At 71.9% G+C, this 17,065-nt stretch carries 15 protein-coding genes; 8 read left to right on the top strand and 7 right to left on the bottom strand.

Going from position 1 to position 17,065, the window contains the following annotated elements:
- Window positions 1-124: 124 nt before the first annotated feature.
- Window positions 125-961 carry a SigB/SigF/SigG family RNA polymerase sigma factor gene (locus ADK66_RS08790; protein ID WP_053653423.1) on the top strand — a complete coding sequence of 279 codons (837 nt, stop codon included), beginning with the start codon at window positions 125-127 and terminating at the stop codon, window positions 959-961.
- 106 nt (window positions 962-1,067) lie between these two features.
- Here ADK66_RS08790 and ADK66_RS08785 read toward each other — a convergent pair whose 3' ends face one another.
- Genes ADK66_RS08785 through ADK66_RS08775 form a run of 3 tightly spaced genes read right to left on the bottom strand, consistent with a single transcriptional unit; the run spans window position 1,068 to window position 3,839 of the window.
- Window positions 1,068-1,658, bottom strand: coding sequence for an N-acetyltransferase (locus tag ADK66_RS08785; RefSeq protein WP_053653422.1), 591 nt, complete (start codon window positions 1,656-1,658; stop codon window positions 1,068-1,070).
- Complete coding sequence (locus ADK66_RS08780; protein ID WP_053653421.1) at window positions 1,655-3,169, bottom strand: APC family permease; 1,515 nt, start codon at window positions 3,167-3,169, stop codon at window positions 1,655-1,657. The genes ADK66_RS08785 and ADK66_RS08780 overlap by 4 nt, the downstream gene beginning before the upstream one ends.
- A gap of 43 nt (window positions 3,170-3,212) precedes the next feature.
- Window positions 3,213-3,839, bottom strand: coding sequence for a GPP34 family phosphoprotein (locus tag ADK66_RS08775; RefSeq protein WP_053653420.1), 627 nt, complete (start codon window positions 3,837-3,839; stop codon window positions 3,213-3,215).
- Between the two features lie 180 nt (window positions 3,840-4,019).
- On the opposite strand from ADK66_RS08775, the gene ADK66_RS08770 reads away from it, so the two are divergent.
- The 3 genes from ADK66_RS08770 to hrpB all read left to right on the top strand — a co-directional run bounded on the left by ADK66_RS08770 (window position 4,020) and on the right by hrpB (window position 7,703).
- Window positions 4,020-4,844, top strand: coding sequence for a helix-turn-helix transcriptional regulator (locus ADK66_RS08770; protein ID WP_255353025.1), 825 nt, complete (start codon window positions 4,020-4,022; stop codon window positions 4,842-4,844).
- A 39-nt stretch (window positions 4,845-4,883) separates the two neighbouring features.
- Window positions 4,884-5,084, top strand: coding sequence for a DUF397 domain-containing protein (locus ADK66_RS08765; RefSeq protein WP_053653418.1), 201 nt, complete (start codon window positions 4,884-4,886; stop codon window positions 5,082-5,084).
- An 81-nt stretch (window positions 5,085-5,165) separates the two neighbouring features.
- Window positions 5,166-7,703 (top strand): ATP-dependent helicase HrpB, encoded by a 2,538-nt coding sequence (hrpB, locus tag ADK66_RS08760; RefSeq protein ID WP_053653481.1) that lies wholly within the window; start codon window positions 5,166-5,168, stop codon window positions 7,701-7,703.
- Window positions 7,704-7,710: 7 nt separating this feature from the next.
- On the opposite strand, the gene ADK66_RS08755 is transcribed toward hrpB, so the two are convergent.
- A complete protein-coding gene (locus tag ADK66_RS08755; protein WP_053653417.1) occupies window positions 7,711-8,436 on the bottom strand; it encodes a PP2C family serine/threonine-protein phosphatase in 726 nt (241 codons plus the stop codon).
- 263 nt (window positions 8,437-8,699) lie between these two features.
- Between ADK66_RS08755 and ADK66_RS08750 the strand changes: the two genes are divergently transcribed.
- The 4 genes from ADK66_RS08750 (at window position 8,700) to ADK66_RS08735 (ending at window position 14,065) form a co-directional block, all read left to right on the top strand.
- Entirely contained in the window at window positions 8,700-11,309 is a 2,610-nt protein-coding gene (locus ADK66_RS08750) for a glycoside hydrolase family 9 protein (protein WP_053653416.1), read from the top strand.
- 178 nt (window positions 11,310-11,487) lie between these two features.
- A complete protein-coding gene (locus ADK66_RS08745) occupies window positions 11,488-12,441 on the top strand; it encodes a hypothetical protein (protein WP_053653480.1) in 954 nt (317 codons plus the stop codon).
- A 351-nt stretch (window positions 12,442-12,792) separates the two neighbouring features.
- A complete protein-coding gene (locus tag ADK66_RS08740; protein WP_053653415.1) occupies window positions 12,793-13,341 on the top strand; it encodes a YciI family protein in 549 nt (182 codons plus the stop codon).
- A 64-nt stretch (window positions 13,342-13,405) separates the two neighbouring features.
- Window positions 13,406-14,065, top strand: coding sequence for a GNAT family N-acetyltransferase (locus ADK66_RS08735; RefSeq protein WP_231639971.1), 660 nt, complete (start codon window positions 13,406-13,408; stop codon window positions 14,063-14,065).
- A gap of 103 nt (window positions 14,066-14,168) precedes the next feature.
- Here the strand turns inward: ADK66_RS08735 and ADK66_RS08730 are convergent, their stop codons facing one another.
- The 3 genes from ADK66_RS08730 to ADK66_RS08720 form a co-directional block, all read right to left on the bottom strand.
- A complete protein-coding gene (locus tag ADK66_RS08730) occupies window positions 14,169-15,134 on the bottom strand; it encodes a TIGR03885 family FMN-dependent LLM class oxidoreductase (RefSeq protein WP_053653414.1) in 966 nt (321 codons plus the stop codon).
- Window positions 15,135-15,235: 101 nt separating this feature from the next.
- Complete coding sequence (locus ADK66_RS08725) at window positions 15,236-16,651, bottom strand: NADP-dependent succinic semialdehyde dehydrogenase (protein ID WP_053653413.1); 1,416 nt, start codon at window positions 16,649-16,651, stop codon at window positions 15,236-15,238.
- A 12-nt stretch (window positions 16,652-16,663) separates the two neighbouring features.
- A complete protein-coding gene (locus tag ADK66_RS08720; RefSeq protein WP_053653412.1) occupies window positions 16,664-16,927 on the bottom strand; it encodes a DUF6343 family protein in 264 nt (87 codons plus the stop codon).
- Between the last annotated feature and the right edge of the window lie 138 nt (window positions 16,928-17,065).

Below are 17,065 nucleotides of genomic sequence, written 5' to 3'. Positions count from 1 at the left end.
CATCAGCCTTTCGGCTGGATTTCCGGGAGCCGATCAGGCTAAGGTGAGTCCCGAACGGCCCATTCGAAGCTAAACCAAAGCGTCACGTCTTTTATCCGCGGACGAGGTGCAGGGAGGACCACCCATGACCGCGCCAACGATCACCGAGCAGCCGAGCACCACCGCTGCCGCGCAGACGAGCACCACCACGAAGCTCGACCCGCGTGCGCTCACCGACAGCGCCGCCGATCTGCTCAACGCCATGGCCGCGCTGCCGGCCAACCACCCGTCGCGCGCCGCACTGCGCGACCGCGCGATCGAGGCCTGGCTGCCACTGGCCAACCACCTCGCCCACCGCTACAGCGGGCGGGGCGAGCCGACCGACGACCTGGCGCAGACCGCCGCCGTCGGCCTCATCAAGGCCATCGACAAGTTCGACCCGTCCCGCGGCGTCGACTTCGCCGGCTACGCGATCCCCACCATCATCGGTGAGCTGAAGCGGCACTTCCGCGACCGCACCTGGGACATCCGGGTGCCGCGTCGCCTCCAGGAGCTGCGGCTGGCCATCTCCGACGCCAACAGCTCGCTCCTGCAGACCCTCGGCCGCTCGCCGACGGTTGCCGACATCGCCGCCCACCTCAAGCTCACCGAGGAAGAGGTCCTGGAGGGCCTGGAGGGTGCCCGCGCGTACAACGCGGTGTCCCTGTCCACCCCGACCGGCGACGGCGACCGGGCCACCGAGCTGGGCGACATGCTCGGCGGCGAGGACAGCGAGTTCGAGCTGGCCGAGCTGCGCGTCGCCCTCGGCCCCGCGCTTGCCACGCTCGACGAGCGGGAGCAGAAGATCCTCACCCTGCGGTTCTACGGCAACCTGACCCAGTCGCAGATCGCCGACCAGATCGGCGTCTCGCAGATGCACGTCTCCCGGCTGCTGGCCCGGGCGCTGACCAAGCTGCGCGGCCAGCTCGACGGCACGTACTGATCGGTTCATGCGTGAGGGCCGGGTCCACGGACCCGGCCCTCACGCATGTGACATCGGCGTACCGGCCGGGTCGCTCCCCCGAAGGACAGCGGCCCGGCCGGTGTCGTCAGCGCCCTGCCGGCTCCCGCCACATCGGCCAGAACGGCGTGCCGTCCGGCACCCGGAACGGCTCGCGCGCCCGGTAGCCGTTCCGGGCGTACAGGTCCCGGCTGCGGGGGTCGCTCGCCTCCAGGTAGGCCGGCATGTCGTTGGCGTCCAGCCAGGCGTGGTGGTGCTTCAGCAGCGCGGTGCCCAACCCGTGCCCCTGCCGGTCCGGCTCGACCGCCAGGAAGGCCAGGTGATGGTGGTCGTCATGGGGGTGGTTCGCCGCGAACAGCTCGTCGAGGTGTTGGAAACGGTCGGTCCACTCCCCGCAGGCGGCTGCCAGCCGGGCGTCGTAGTCCGGCGGCGGCGGGGCCGGCTCACCGACCGACGGAAACCAGACCGCGACAGCGGACCGGTCGGCGGTTCCGTACACCAGGCCGTGCCGCATCGCGTGGTCGACCATGATCTCGAAGTCCCCGGCCAGCACGGACTCCCGCTTGCTCGCGTCCGGGACCAGCCACCTGGTCACCTCCAGGGCGGTGAACGCCCCGGCGATCCGGCCGGCCACCAGGGCTGTGTCCTCCGGCCCGAGCCGCTCGATGGCCGCGCTCATCGGATCTCCGCGCCCAGCGGCGCCGACCGCTGCTCCGCCTGTCGCGCGGCAGCGGCGGCGCTCGCCGCGCCGAGGCCGATCCGGGCGTACGTGTCCGGACGGTTGCGGCGCAACAGCAGCGCCCACCCGATGCCCAGCGCGGCCGCCACCGGGTAGACGGCCGGCAGCATCCAGCGCAGGTTGGAGTCCGGTGCGACACCGAGCAGGTTGGCGAAGTTCGACACGGCCAGCCAGATGATCACGACGAGCGCGAGGGTGGCCAGGCCGGGAGCGATGGCCCGCCGCCACAGCGTCTCGTCACCGCCGTAGCGGGCGAAGTAGGCGATCACGGCCACCGAGGTGGTGGCGATCAACAGAAGCACGCCGAAGCCACCGCTGGTGCCGACCCAGAAGAACAGCTTGACCACCGGATCCCAGCCGTTGACGGCGTAGAGAACGATGACCAGCAGGCCCAGAGCGCTCTGCGCCAGCGAGGCGGCCCGGGGCGCGCCGCTGCGCGGTGAGGTACGCCCGAACACCGCCGGCAGCACCCGCTCCCGGCCCAGCGCGAACGTGTACCGGGCCGTGGTGTTGTGGAACGAGATCATCGCGGCCAGCACCGAGGTCAGGAAGAGCACCTGGCCGATGGTGACAGCGGTGTCGCCCAGCTGCGCGGCGGCCAGGTTGAAGATCAGCCCGACGCTCTGCTCGCCGGCCTCCGCGACGATCCGGTCCGACCCGACCGCGACGGTCATGGACCAGGAGGACAGCGCGTACAGGGCGGCGACGATGGCCACCGACAGGTACGTCGCCAGCGGCACCGTGCGCTTCGGGTCCTTGCTCTCCTCGCTGAACACCACGGCGGACTCGAAACCGACGAATCCGAGGATGGCCAGCACCAGCACCGCGCCCACGCCGGGCACGAAGAGGTTGTCCGGCGAGAACCCGGCGAAGTTGACCTCGCCGCCGGCCGGGTTGCCGAGCTGGCCGAGATCGAAGATCAGGACGATCACGATCTCGGCGACAAGCAACGCCGCCAGCACCAGGCCGTTGATGTCCACCCGGAGCAGGCCGAGCAGGCCGACAATCGCCCACGCCACGAGGGCGACGATCGACCAGTGCGGGTGCCCACCGAAGATCCGGTCGAGGACCGGCTCGGCGGCGACGCCGATGGTGCCGTAGAGCCCGACCTGGAGCGCGTTGTACGCCACAAGTGCCATCCAGGCCGCCCCCACGCCGGCCGGGCGGCCCAGGCCACGGGAAATGTAGGCGTAGAACGCGCCGGCGTTCTCCACGCGGCGGGACATCGCCACGTAGCCCACCGAGAACAGGGCGAGCACCGCCGCGATCAGCAGGAAGGCCAGCGGGATGCCGGTCACGCCGATGACGCCGTACCCGGTGGTGACGACGCCGGCCACCACTGTCAGCGGCGCGGCGGCGGAGAGCACGAAGAAGATGACCGACGGGATGCCGAGGCGGCCTCGGGCGAGGGCTTCGGAGACGTTGCTGGGTCTGTCGCCTGTCGATGGCATACGACTACTCCGGATGTCGAGAGGGTTGGGGGTTACCGGGGGGTCACGGAACGCCGCGCAGCACGGCGGCGCCGACGGCCGCTTCGGTGTGCCCGACGAGTTCCTTCAGAGGTGCCGGAAGCGCGGGGATGAGGACGCTCAACCGGTGGTGCGCGCGCGGTCCGGCGCTCCACAGCACCTCGCGGGTCAGCCCGGCGGCCACGACCAGGCCGAGTAGCAGCGCGTCCGGCACGCTCGGCGGTTCCGGGCGGTCCAGCAGGGCCCGCAGCCGCGTGGCCGGCCACGCCACGGCGTTGAGGTCCACGGGCAGGTAGCTGACAGTGGTACGCAGCAACCGGCGGCTCTCCTGGCGGCGCATCACACCCGCCCGGGCCAGCCGCTCGCCCACCGAGGTCGTCGCGCTCTGCGCCAGGAAGCTGAGCCAGGTGGTGACGGCGTGGTGCTGGGACTCGCCGATCAACTGGTCGAGCACTGTGTGCGCCAGCGCGTCGGCTGGTGGACGTCGGTCGAGGACGGCGACCTGCCCGCCGGAGACGGTGATGTGTCCATAGAGGATCAGCTCGCCGAGCAGCCCACCGGCCAGGCCGAGCCCGGTCGCCGCCGGATGGAGCTTGGCCTTGCCACGACTGTCGTTGTGAGCGATGAGGAAGAACTCGTCAGCGATGAGCAACGGCCCTCCCGCACGGCGTCCACAGTGTTCGCGACCGGGAAAGGATGCACCCACAGCTACCGCAATGCAACTCCCAGATTTGAAAGTTGCACTCCGTGCACTCGCGACCTGCGGATCTTGTCGTGTCAGACTCGGAGGGTGACCACCACCCGTCCTCTCCGGCCCGCCGCCAGCCCCACAGTGCGCCGTCGACGCATCGCCCGGGAGCTCCGCCAGCTTCGGGAACGCGCGGGAATGACACTTGATGTGGCCGCCCGCCAACTCGACATGTCCAAGAGCAACCTCTCGCGGATCGAGAACGCGCAGATCGGCATCAAGCCCCGCGACGTCCGGGCGGCACTCGCCCTCTACGCGGTCACCGGAGCGGACGCCGAGGCACTCATCGAGATCGCCCGGGGCGCACAGCAACGCGGCTGGTGGCAGAACTACAGCGACGTGCTGCCGGAGTGGTTCGAGTTCTACGTCGGGCTGGAGGCCGAGGCGGCGGCACTGCGCACGTACGAGGCCGAGTCGGTTCCCGGCCTGTTGCAGACCGAGGCGTACGCCCGGGCCATCTTCCGCCGCACCGCTGGCGAGGACGGCCTGGAGCGCAAGGTCGCGGCCCGGCTGCACCGGCAGGGGGTGCTGCGCCGCGACGAGCCCGTCGAACTGTCGGTGGTGCTCAACGAGGCGGTGCTGCTGCGCCCGGTCGGCGGCCCGACGGTGATGGCCGAACAACTGGCTCACATGATCCAGATCGCCCAGCTACCCAACGTGACAATCCAGGTACTTCCGTTCGCGGCCGGCGGGCACCCGGCGATGAGCACCCCGTACGTGATCCTCAACTTCGCCGACGCCGCCGACGCTTCAGTGGTTTACCTGGATAACCTCACGGTCGGGCTGGCTCTGGAGGATGCCGATCATGTGCACGGGTATAGCCTTCTGCACGAGGAGCTGTGCCGGATGGCACTCGATCCGGGGGCATCGATGACCCGTCTCGAGGAGGCTTCTCGTAACTTTGCGTGACCGCATCTGTGGCACGCCGACAGACGAGAGGTACGGCGGATGACGGCGCTCGACCTGACCCGGGCGGACTGGCGCACCAGCACGCGCAGCAGTGGCAACGGAAACTGCGTGGAGGTCGCGACAGTCGACGGTCAGGTCGCCGTCCGGGACAGCAAGGACCGCTCCGGACCGGTGCTCGCCTTCGGCCCGACAACCTGGCGCCTCTTCCTGCGGAGTCTCGGCGAGGACCAGAGAGGCTGAGCCCTCCCGAGCCGGTGCGAGGACTACGCCCGCCGAGCCGGTGCGACGGCTGAGCCCGTGGAGCCGGTGCGAGACTGGGCCGTGCTCTCCGACGTAACCCTGGACCTGCCGGTACGCCCGGCGCTGCCGGCGCTGACGGCCGCGCTCGACGCGGCCGGCGCCGCGGTCCTGGTGGCCCCGCCGGGTACCGGTAAGACGACCCTCGCCCCGCTGGCCGTGGCCGACCGGGTCGACGGGCGGGTGGTCATCGCGCAACCACGCCGGGTGGCGGCGCGCGCCGCGGCCCGCCGGATGGCCGAGCTGCTCGGTGAGCGCGTGGGTGAGCGCGTCGGCTACGCGGTACGCGGTGAGCGCCGGGTCGGCCCTGCCACACGGATCGAAGTGGTCACCACCGGCCTGCTGGTCCGCCGGCTGCACCACGATCCGGAGTTGCCCGGCACGGGCGCCGTGCTGCTCGACGAGTGCCACGAGCGACAGCTCGACGCCGACCTCGCGCTGGCCTTCACTGTGGAGGCGCGGGCAGCCCTCCGGCCGGACCTGTGGCTCCTGGCCATGTCCGCCACCCCGGACACCGACCGGTTCGCCGCGCTGCTCGGCGGCACCAGCGCGGCCCCGGTGGTCCGTGCCGAGTCGGCGCTGCACCCGGTACGACGGATCTGGGCGCCGCCGACCCGGCCGATCGCACCGCCCGGCGCCGGGCCTGTGGACCGCGCGCTGCTCGACCACGTGGCGGCCACCGTTCGCCGGGCACTGCGCGAGCACGAGGGTGACGTCCTGGTGTTCCTGCCGGGCGCCGGTGAGATCGCCGCTGTCACCGGCCGGCTCGCCGACCTTCGGGGCACAGTCGCGCTGCTGCCGCTGCACGGTCGTCAGCGGGCCACCGAGCAGGACGCGGCCCTGCGGCCCCGGGGCGGCGCTTCCGACGGCGGGCGGCGCGTGGTGCTGGCGACCGCGCTGGCCGAGACCAGCCTCACCGTGCCGGGCGTGCGGGTGGTGGTGGACGCGGGACTGTCCCGGGTGCCGCGCATCGACCTGGCCCGTGGACTGGGCGCGCTGGTCACCGTGCCGGTCTCCCGGGCCGCCGCCACCCAGCGCGCCGGGCGAGCCGGCCGGGAGGCACCGGGGTACGTCTACCGCTGCTGGTCGGAGGCCACCCACGAGCGTCTGCCCGCCCGGCCGGAGCCGGAGATCGCCACCGCCGACCTGACCGGGTTCGCACTGGAGCTGGCCGCCTGGGGCCGGCCCGACGGGGTCGGACTCGCGCTGCCCGACCCGCCGCCGGCCGCCGCCATGGCGGTGGCCCGGGACACCCTGCAGACGTTGGGCGCGATCGACGCGGACGGTCGGATCACCGCGCGGGGGCGGGCCATCGCCGCTGCCGGCGCGCACCCACGGCTGGCCCGCGCGCTGCTCGACGGCGCCGGTCGGGTCGGCGCCGACCGGGCGGCCGAGGTGGTGGCAGTGCTCGCCGAGGACAGCGCGGCCGGCCCGGGCGACGACCTGGTGGCCGGCTGGCGACGGCTGCGCGGCGGGGTCGACGCGGGCGCCACGGCGCGTTGGCGCACCGAGGTACGCCGGCTGCGCGCCGCGCTGCCCTCCGACGCCCCTCGGCAGGGGCGGGCCGGCTCGGCAGAGCTCACCGACGATCTGGCCGCCGGGCTGCTTGTCGGTCTCGCGTACCCCGAGCGGTTGGCGCGGGTGCGGCGGCCGGGCGGGTCGGCGTACCTCATGACGGGTGGCACCGCCGCGGAGCTGGCGGTCGGGTCGGGGTTGACCGGGTCGGACTGGCTGGCGGTGGCCGTCGCGGACCGCTCCCCCGGCGCTCCGTCGGCGCGGATCCGCCGGGCCGTCCCACTGGACGAGGCGACCGCCCGCGAGGCCGCCGGCCCGTTGCTGTCCACGCGGAGGGAGGTCGGCTGGGCCGACGGGGACGTGGTGGCCCGGGAGGTGACCCGGCTGGGCGCGATCGAGCTGGTGGCGCGGCGGCTGGACCGCCCGGACCGGGCGGACGTGGCGGCGGCGTTGCTTGCCGGTCTGGGCCAGGAGGGGTTGGGGCTGCTGCCCTGGACGCCGGCGGCGCGGGCACTGCGCGAGCGGATGGCATTCTGCAGGCACCACCTCGGCCACGAGTGGCCGGACGTCGGCGACGAGGCGCTTCTCGCCGCCGCGCCGACCTGGCTCGGCCCGGAACTCGCCGCCGCCCGGCGACGCGCCGACCTGGGGCGGGTCGACGTGACCTCGGCGCTGCGCCGTCTGCTGCCCTGGGCGCAGGCCGCCCGGCTGGACGAGTTGGCCCCGGAGCGCATCGAGGTGCCCAGCGGGTCACGGATCCGGGTGGACTACGCCGACCCGGCGGCGCCGGTTCTGGCGGTGAAACTCCAGGAGACGTTCGGCTGGCCGGCGGCCCCGCGCGTCGCCGGTGGCCGGGTGCCGGTGCTGCTGCACCTGCTCTCCCCGGCGGGCCGGCCGGTGGCGGTCACCGCCGACCTGGCGTCGTTCTGGCGGACGGGCTATCCGCAGGTCCGCTCGGAGCTGCGGGGACGCTATCCGCGCCACCCGTGGCCGGAGGACCCGGGCACCGCGACACCCACCCGGCGTGCCGCGCCCCGGCGGCGCTGACGGCCCGCTATTCCTCGACGACGTCGGCCACCACCACTGTGACGTTGTCCGGCGCGCCCGCGTGCAGCGCCAGGTCGATGAGCTTGCCGGCGCAGGCGTCCCGGTCCGGATAGGTGGTGAGCACCTCGGCGAGGGTGTCCGGGCGGACGACGTTGGAGAGGCCGTCGCTGCACAGCAGCCACCGGTCGCCGGCGCGGGGCACCATCGTCGCGTACGACGGGTTCACGTCCTCGCCCTGCAACGCCTGGGTGACGACCGCCCGGCGTGGGTGGCTGCTGGCCTGGTCGGCGGTGATCACACCCTGGTCGACAAGCATCTGGACGAAGGTGTCGTCGCGGGTGACCTGTTTGAGCACACCCTCGCGGAACAGGTAGGCCCGCGAGTCGCCGATGTGTGCCAGGGCCAGGCAGGTGCCGGTACGGGCGAAGAGCAGGGCGGTCAGGGTGGTGCCCATGCCCTGGCGCTCCGGGTCCTCGGCGACAGCCGCACTGATCCGGGCGGTGGCCAGCGCGATGCCGCCTTCGAGCGCGGCCACCAGGGCGTCCTCGGGTGTCTCCACGTCCAGCGGAGCGACCGCGTCGATGGTGAGCGCGCTGGCCAGGTCACCGGCGGCCATTCCGCCCATACCGTCGGCGACGGCGACGAGCCAGGTGCCGGCGTGCAGGGCGTCCTGGTTTCCGCTGCGGATCAGCCCACGGTCGCTCGTTCCCACGGAACGCAGCTTCAGGGTCATGGGTGGCAGCCTGCCAGGCGAAGGGCGCAGTTGTCTCTAGGAGATCAGGACGACGGTGCGTGGCGCGGTGAATCTCACGTTCGCGCGCCGTCGTTTCGCGCCCGCCCGGCCTCTCCTGCCGCCCTCGTCGAACGCGACAACCCATCCAGTCGGATCAATTGACAGGAGGTAGCGCCACTGGAAACATCGAGCCGATACCTGGGAGCGCTCCCAGGTTTTTCCACCACCACCTGCCTCACTTCCCGTCCCGGAAGGACTCCCCCGTGACGCCACACCGACGCCGCCTCCTACTGGCTGCGGCGACCACACTGGCCCTCACCGGCGCGGGTGCCGGCGCGGCCTACGCCGCCCCACCCCCGGATGCCCCCGAACAGATCGAGAACGGCGACTTCAGCGCCGGTGTGAGCCCCTGGTTCTCCTACGGCACCGACGCGCTCACGGTGACCGACGGCCGGCTCTGCACCACCGTCCCCGGTGGGCTTGCCAACCCGTGGGACGCCGGCATCGGCCAGGACGGCGTGCCGCTCATCGCCGGCGCCGAATACACCCTCGGCTTCGACATCTCCGCCACTCCCGGCACCGCCGTCAAGGCGGTGTTGCAACTCGGCAGCGCCCCCTACACGACCTACGCCGCAGTGGACGCCGCCGCCACCGGCACCGCCCAGCGGTTCGAGCAGACCTTCACCGTCCCGGACGACAACTCCGGTGCCCAGCTGATCTTCCAGGTCGGCGGCAGCGCCGCGGCGCAGACAGTCTGCCTCGACGACGTGTCGCTGCGCGGCGGCGAACCCCCTGAGCCGTACGTGCCGGACACCGGGCCACGGGTACGCGTCAACCAGGTCGGCTACCTGCCCGGCGGGCCGAAGAACGCCACAGTGGTCACGGAGGCCACCGAGCCGCTGCCGTGGCAGCTGCGCTCGGCCGCCGGCGCCGTCCTGGCCAGCGGCACCACCACAGCGCGGGGCGTCGACGAAGCCTCCGGGCAGAACGTGCAGACCCTCGACTTCTCCAGCTACCGCACGCCCGGCAGCGGGCTGACGCTCACCGTGGACGGTGAGACCAGCCACCCGTTCGACATCTCCGGCACCCTCTACAACCAGCTGCGCTCCGACTCGCTGCAGTTCTTCTACGCCCAGCGCAGCGGCATCGCCATCGACGGCGACCTGATCGGCGACGAGTACGCCCGCCCCGCCGGTCACCTCGACGTGGCCCCCAACCAGGGCGACACCAACGTGCCGTGCCAGCCGGGCGTCTGCGACTACTCGCTGGACGTGCGCGGCGGCTGGTACGACGCCGGCGACCACGGCAAGTACGTGGTCAACGGCGGCATCGCCACCTACCAGCTGCTGAACACCTTCGAGCGGACCAAGACGGCGGCCACCGCGGCCGGCGGCGCCGCGCTGGCAGACAGCACGCTGCGGGTCCCCGAGCGCGGCAACGCCGTGCCGGACATCCTCGACGAGGCCCGCTGGGAGCTGGAGTTCCTGCTGCGCATGCAGGTCCCCGCCGGAAAGCCGCTCGCCGGAATGGTCCACCACAAGATCCACGACCGGAACTGGACGGGCCTGCCGCTCGCCCCGGAGGACGACCCGCAGCCGCGCGAGCTGCACGCGCCGTCGACGGCTGCCACCCTCAACCTCGCCGCCACCGCCGCCCAGTGCGCGCGGCTCTACGCCCCCTACGACGCGGCGTTCGCGGCCCGCTGCGGCACTGCCGCGAAGACGGCCTACAGCGCCGCCAAGGCACACCCTGCGGTGTACGCCAGCCCGACCGACGGCACGGGCGGCGGCGCGTACGACGACAGCAACGTCACCGACGAGTTCTACTGGGCGGCGGCCGAGCTGTACCTCACCACCGGGGCGCAGACCTACCTGACCGACCTGACCGCCTCGCCGCACCACACCGGGGACGTGTTCGACAGCCGTGGCTTCGGCTGGCAGAGCGTCGCCGCGCTGGGCCGCCTCGACCTGGCCACAGTGCCCAACGGGCTGCCCACCGCCGACGTGACCCGGATCCGCGCCTCGGTCACCGCCGCCGCCGACGCGTACCTCGCCGAGCTGCGCCGGCAGGCGTACGGGCTGCCGATGCCCGGTGACGCCAACAGCTACTTCTGGGGCGGCAACAGCAACGTCATCAACAACGCCGTGGTGCTGGCCACCGCGTTCGACCTGACCCGCAACCCCGCCTACCGCGACGGTGCCGTGCAGGCCATGGACTACATCTTCGGTCGCAACGCCCTGAACATCTCCTACGTCACCGGCTGGGGCGAGCACGCCGCCCAGAACCAGCACAGCCGGATCTTCGGCCACCAGCTCGACCCCAGCATGCCCCGACCGCCCGCCGGCTCCATCGCCGGTGGCCCGAACGCGGCCCTCCAGGACCCGTTCGTGGCGAAGTTGCTCGCCGGCTGCGAGCCGATGTTCTGCTACGTCGACGACATCAACTCGTACTCCACGAACGAGGTGGCGATCAACTGGAACTCGGCGCTGGCGTGGATCTCCTCGTTCCTTGCCGACCAGGGCGACGCCGGTGCGGTGCCGGCCACCACGTGCTCGGTGAGCTACAGCAACTACGGCACCTGGCAGGGCGGCACCGGATTCACCGCGCAGTTGACCATCAAGAACACCGGCACCACGGCGGTCAACGGCTGGAGCGTGCGGTTCGCGTTCACCGGCGACCAGCGTGTCCGTGAGGCGTGGCTGGCAAAGGTCACCCAGGCCGGCGCGACGGTGACCGCGAAGAACGAGTCGCACAACGCCAAGATTGCTCCCGGCGGCACTGTGACGTTCGGCTTCAACGCGACCACATCGGGCGGGGCCAACCCCAACCCGGGCCTGGTCACCGTCAACGGCGGGGCCTGCTCACTGAGCTGACCCTGACCTGATCGGTACGGCTGGTGGCCGCTCCCCCGGGCGGCCACCAGCCCCGCACCGCGAGCCTCGGGCACTGCCGCTCCCCTGTGGCTCCTGCGACGCTTTCGAGCCCCGATGACGTGAGCGATTCACCAAATCCGGTGGACCTCTGCCGACGGCGTACCCGATGGTGGTGGCCATGGACGGCCACGAACTGACCGACGCCGAACGCCGAGTGTGGGCGGCGGTGCCGGCCGGGACGCGGGCCGCGCTGACCGGCCTGTCCGGCGCGGACCTGCGTACCCTCCTGCTGGGCGTGGCCCGCGACCGCGCGGCCACCGTGCACCCGGCCGACGTGGTCCGCCGCTGGCGCGAGGACCGCTTCGTCCGACCGGCCCGCGCCGACCCCCGCGCGCTCGCTCAGCTCGAAGCGCGGATGTGGCAACTGCTACCGGCCGACGTCTGCGGAGTGGAGCTGTCGCCGGTCGTACCGGTGGGCACCTGCACGGCGGTCGCACCTGTCAGCCAGAACAGGATCGTCACCACCATGCGCGCCAGCGAGGTCCTGAGCGATCCCACGAACGCCCTCGCGATCGAGGCGGCCCTACGTCGCCGCCGGGGCGGCGAGGTGCACCTCGCCGCCGCCCACCGGGTGCTGCGGGCACAGGACTTCGGCGGCGGCGCGTCGGCGCACTTCCGGCTCTTCGCCCTGGTCTCCAGCGCACGCGACGCCGGCTCGGGCAGCACGCAGGCACGGCTGCTGATCCGGCACCTCACCTACTGGCGGACAGTCCTCACCGACCTGGCACCAGCGGCCGTACCCCAACTGCACATCACTGTCTTCGACGACGAGGTCATCCGGGAGCGCTTGGCCGACACCGTCCGACCGGCACTGGACGGAAACGCCGCGTCGGCGGGCGACGCGCAGGCCCTCGGCCAGCCCTTGGTGCCGCTCGTGGACGAGCCGGAGCGGCGACGCGGCCGGAGCTACTACACCGGTTGCGCCATCCGGATCACAGTGCGGGGCGGCAGCCTGGAGGTCGGCGATGGCGGCCTCACCGACTGGACCGCCCGGTTGAGCGGCGACGCCAAGGAACGCTGCCTCGTCTCCTGCCTCGCCACCGAACGCCTCGTCGACAGCGGAGCGCGCTGAGCCGACATTCCCGAGTAGCGGCCAACTGTTCGGCGCGGTCAGCCACGGACTCCCCGTCGTCGCCGAACCGCCATATGAGTAGGAACTGCGCCACCAGGCCCGGCGCCCGTCAGTCGGATCCCAACCCAGCTACCGGCGCCAGCAGCAACGGGACCGTCGATCAGTCAGGTACCCCACCGCGCCTGAAACGCGAGATCTTGGACAGTTGCCGTCCGGATGGAACGGAAACTGTCCAAGATCCGCAGCGGTTCAACCCCTTCCGCCCGTGCGGCGGCCCGGGGTTGGGCGGGCAAGCCCGAACTGCACAGCAATCTCCTTGCGTGCGTCAGGGGCCTCGGCGACGCTCGGCCCATGGAATTCTTCTGCTACCACCGCGATCGTCCCGGTTCGACACCGCTGCGGAGCCGGATGGTGGAGCAGCACTGGTCGTACATGGATCGATTCGCAGCGACGATGATCGCCCGCGGTCCCACCTTCACCAGCGACGGAACTCTGACCGGCAGCGTGCACATCCTCGATCTGCCAGATCCCACCGCTGCCCGCGCCTTCGCGTTCGATGAACCCGGCTACCAGGCTGGCGCCTACCGCGACGTGCTGCTGCGGCGGTGGCACAACTCCCTGGGTCGCCGGATGTGGGACTTCAACGCCGGCCAGCCTGACTACCACCGTTTCCTCGTCCTCGGGTTCACGTTGGAGCCTGCGGCGGACGCCGCCGACCCGCCGATCCGCGATGAGCTGATCGCCAGCGGACCGCTCCTGTCCGATGACGGTTCCCTGGTGCTCGGGGCGGCAGTTCTGCTGGAGGCGCCCGACGCGGACGCCGCGCGGGAAGTACTCTCCGCTGACCGATACGCCGGAATCGAGGTACATCAGTGGCGGTTCGGTGGGCGCCCGAACTGAGACGGGACCGGGGTCGGGCGCCGCAACAGGGCTATGTCACGGCGGCTGTGCGCCAGCGATTGCGGTGCTCGACGGCGGTGTGGCCGGCTGGCTGGCCCTCGGAGGGCTCTTCGCCGTGGTGGGCCTGGTCAGCCCGGCGTTGACCCGGTGGGCATTGGCCACCCGCCCCTGGTGTAGCACCATGGCGGGCATGCCCAGTCAACAGACCATCGCCATTCGCCCCGGCGGGCCCGAGGACACCGGGGCCGTGCTGCGGCTGCTCGACGGTGCCACCGCCTGGCTGGTCGCGCGTGGCCGCACCGGTCAGTGGGGCACCGCACGCCCGTCGACCGATCCGCGCCGGATCGCCCAGGCCGACGACTGGGCCTCCGGTGGCGGCCTCTACCTGGCGATGTTCGGCGACCGCCCGGTCGGTGCGCTGGTCGTCGGCGCCGCAAGCGACTACGTACCACCGGCCACCGAGCCGGAACTCTACGTGCGGCTACTGGTCACCGACCGGGAGCACACCGGCCTGGGGATCGGGGCGCGGCTGCTGGAGCACGCCGCCGACCTGGCCCGGTCGCGTGGGCTGGGGCTGCTGCGGGTGGACTGCTACGGCGGCGACGACCGGGCGTTGGTCCGCTTCTACGAGGGCTGCGGTTTCACCGCGACCGACTCGTTCACTGTCACCCGACCGGGACTCGACCCGTGGCCCGGGCAAGTCCTCGTCCGCCGGCTCGACTGAGCGCCTCCGAGGTCAAACCGCCGCGCCTGAAGCGGGTTTCCCGCACCGAGCCGCGACCGGCGGCAGGCTTCCCAGAGGGTACGGGCCACTGGGTCGAGCCCGATCAGCCGTTGGTGCGCAGCTTCGGCAGCACCTCCGCGCCGAACGTGTCGATGAACCCGCGCTGCTCCTGCCCGACGTGGTGCAGTGCGATCTGGTCGAAGCCCAACTCCAGGTACTCCTCGAGCCACCCGACGTGCCGGCCCAGATCGGCGGAGATGTTCACCACCTCGGCGACCCGTTCGAGCGGCACGTCGGCCGAGACGACGTCGAAGTGCTCGGGTGAGTCCAGGTCCCAGCAGACCGGCGGGGCGAAGACGTTGCTACGCCACTGGTCGTACGCGATCGCCTCCGCCTGCTCCTGCTCCGGCGCCCAGGAGACGTGCACCTGGAGGTGCAGTGGCCCCCGCCCGCCGGCGCCCCGGTACGCGTCGATCATCTCGCGCAGGTGCTTGACCGGCGCGTTCACGGTGATCAGCCCGTCGGCCCACTCGGCGCACCACCGGGCGGTGGCGACGCTGACTGCCGCACCGACGAGAGCGGGCGGCTGCTCGGGGCGGGTCCACAGTCGGGCGCGGTCCACCCGGACCAGGCCGTCGTGGCTGACCTCCTCACCGGCCAGCAGCGCGCGGATCACGTCCACGCACTCACGCAACCGGGCCGTGCGGATGTCCTTGCGCGGCCACCCGTCCCCGGTGATGTGTTCGTTGCATGCCTCGCCGGTGCCCAGCGCTGCCCAGAACCGGCCCGGGTACATCGCGCCCAGGGTGCCGATCGCCTGCGCGATGATCGCCGGGTGGTAGCGCTGGCCGGGCGCGTTGACCACGCCGAAGGACAGGCCGGTGGCCTGCAGGGCGGCGCCGAGCCAGGACCAGGCGAAGCCTGACTCGCCCTGCCGGGCGCTCCACGGCGCGAAGTGGTCGGAGCACATGGCGGCGTCGAAGCCGGCCCGTTCGGCGTGGATCACCGACTCCAGCAGGGCGCGCGGACCGATCTGTTCATGCGAGGCGTGGAAAGCGAACGACGTCATGCCGGCTCTTCCTACCCAGGCTCGCACCGCCTGATGCCTGCAAGGAAGGGCCCTGTTAACGCCGTGGCGCTAACAGGGGGCCCTTCCTTGCAGGCGGCGAGCTACTCGGCGTGCGCGCCGGCGCCCGCGGAGGCCGCGCCCTCGCCCACCCAGACCGTCTTGGTGTTGCAGAACTCCCGCATGCCCAGAGCGGACAGCTCCCGGCCGTAGCCGGAGTTCTTCACGCCGCCGAACGGCAGCTCCGGATAGGACGTGGTCATGCCGTTGATGAAGACGTTGCCGGCGTCCAGGTCGGTGGCGAAGCGTTCCTGCTCGGCCTTGTCCCGGGTCCAGGCGTTCGAGCCGAGCCCGAAGCTGGTGCCGTTGGCGACCTCGATGGCCTCCTCGTACGAGGACACCCGGTACAGGCCGGCGGCCGGGCCGAAGACCTCCTCGGACCACATGCGCATCTGCGGGGTGAGGTCGGTGACCACCGTCGGTGGGTAGAACCATCCGTCGCCCGCCGGCAGCTCCCCGCCGCAGAGGATGGTGGCGCCGTTGTCGGCCGCGTCGCGTACCTGGGCGTGCACCTCGTCCCGACCGCGCTCGCTTGCCAGCGGACCCACGTCGGTGTCCGGGTCCATGGGGTCGCCGACGCGCAGCGCGGCCATGTTAGCGGCGAACTTCTCGGCGAACGCGTCGAAGACGTCGGTGTGCACGATGAAGCGTTTCGCGGCGATGCAGGACTGGCCGTTGTTCTGGCAGCGGGCGGTGGTGGCGACCTCGGCCGCCCGGTCGACGTCGGCCGAGGGCATCACCACGAACGGGTCGCTGCCGCCGAGTTCCAGGACTGTCTTCTTCAGCTCCCGGCCGGCGATCTGGGCGATGGAACGGCCTGCGGCCTCGCTGCCGGTGAGGGTGGCGGCGCGTACCCGGGGGTCGGCGAGGATCCGTTCGACGGCCTCCGAGCCGACCAGCAGGGTGGTGAACGCCCCCTCGGGGAACCCGGCGCGGCGGAACACGTCCTCCAGCAGCAGCGCGGTCTGCGGCACGTTGGAGGCGTGCTTGAGCAGGCCGGTGTTGCCGGCCATCAGCGCCGGTGCGGCGAAGCGCATCACCTGCCAGAGCGGGAAGTTCCACGGCATCACCGCGAGTACCACGCCGATCGGCTGGTAGCGGATGAAGGCCCTGGTGGCCTTGACCGCGCTGGAGTCGGCCGGCTCGTCGGCGAGGAACGCGGGCGCCTTGTCGGCGTAGAAGCGGGCGGCCGTGGCGCACTTGGTCACCTCGGCCTGCGCCGCGACGTACGTCTTGCCCATTTCGGTGGTCATGATCCGGGCGATCTCGTCCCGCTCGGCGTCCAGCAGGTCGGCGGCCGCCCTCATCCAACGGGCACGCTTGTCGACGGTGGTTCCGCGCAGCTGCTGGTACGCGAGGTCGGTGCGTTCGATGGCCTCGTCGATCTGCTCGGTGGACATCGCCTCGTAGGTCTTGAGCACCTGTCCGGTGGCGGGGTTGGTGGTGGCGATGTGGGGCATGTCGTCCTCCTGTCACTCGAACAGCGAGTGTCGTACGCCCGGTTCCTCGCGGCGGCGGGCGGCGCGACGGCGCTGGATCACGACCAGGTCGACCACTGCGACAACCGCGAAGATCGCGCAGACGACGCCGAGCCAGGCGATCCCGGCCCAGAACGCCAGGACCGCGAAGAGCACCATGATCACCAGCCCGAAGCTGGCCAGGGTGAGGCGAAGGTTCAACGCGCTGTAAGCATGGCCGACCGTGCCACGGGCACGCCGGGGCTGCGATCTCGTCATACCCCACGATCTACCCTCGATCCGGAGCGTTAACCGGGCGCCGGACGCCGCGCTGGCCGGCTGGCACCGCCATAGCATCCCAGCAGCCTCGACGCTGCCACTTCGCCACATATCCGACAGCATGTTCCCTCCGCACCA

The sequence above is a fragment of the Micromonospora sp. NRRL B-16802 genome (assembly GCF_001279555.1).
Lineage (GTDB): Bacteria > Actinomycetota > Actinomycetes > Mycobacteriales > Micromonosporaceae > Micromonospora > Micromonospora profundi.
This window is presented reverse-complemented; position numbering and strand designations above follow the sequence as displayed.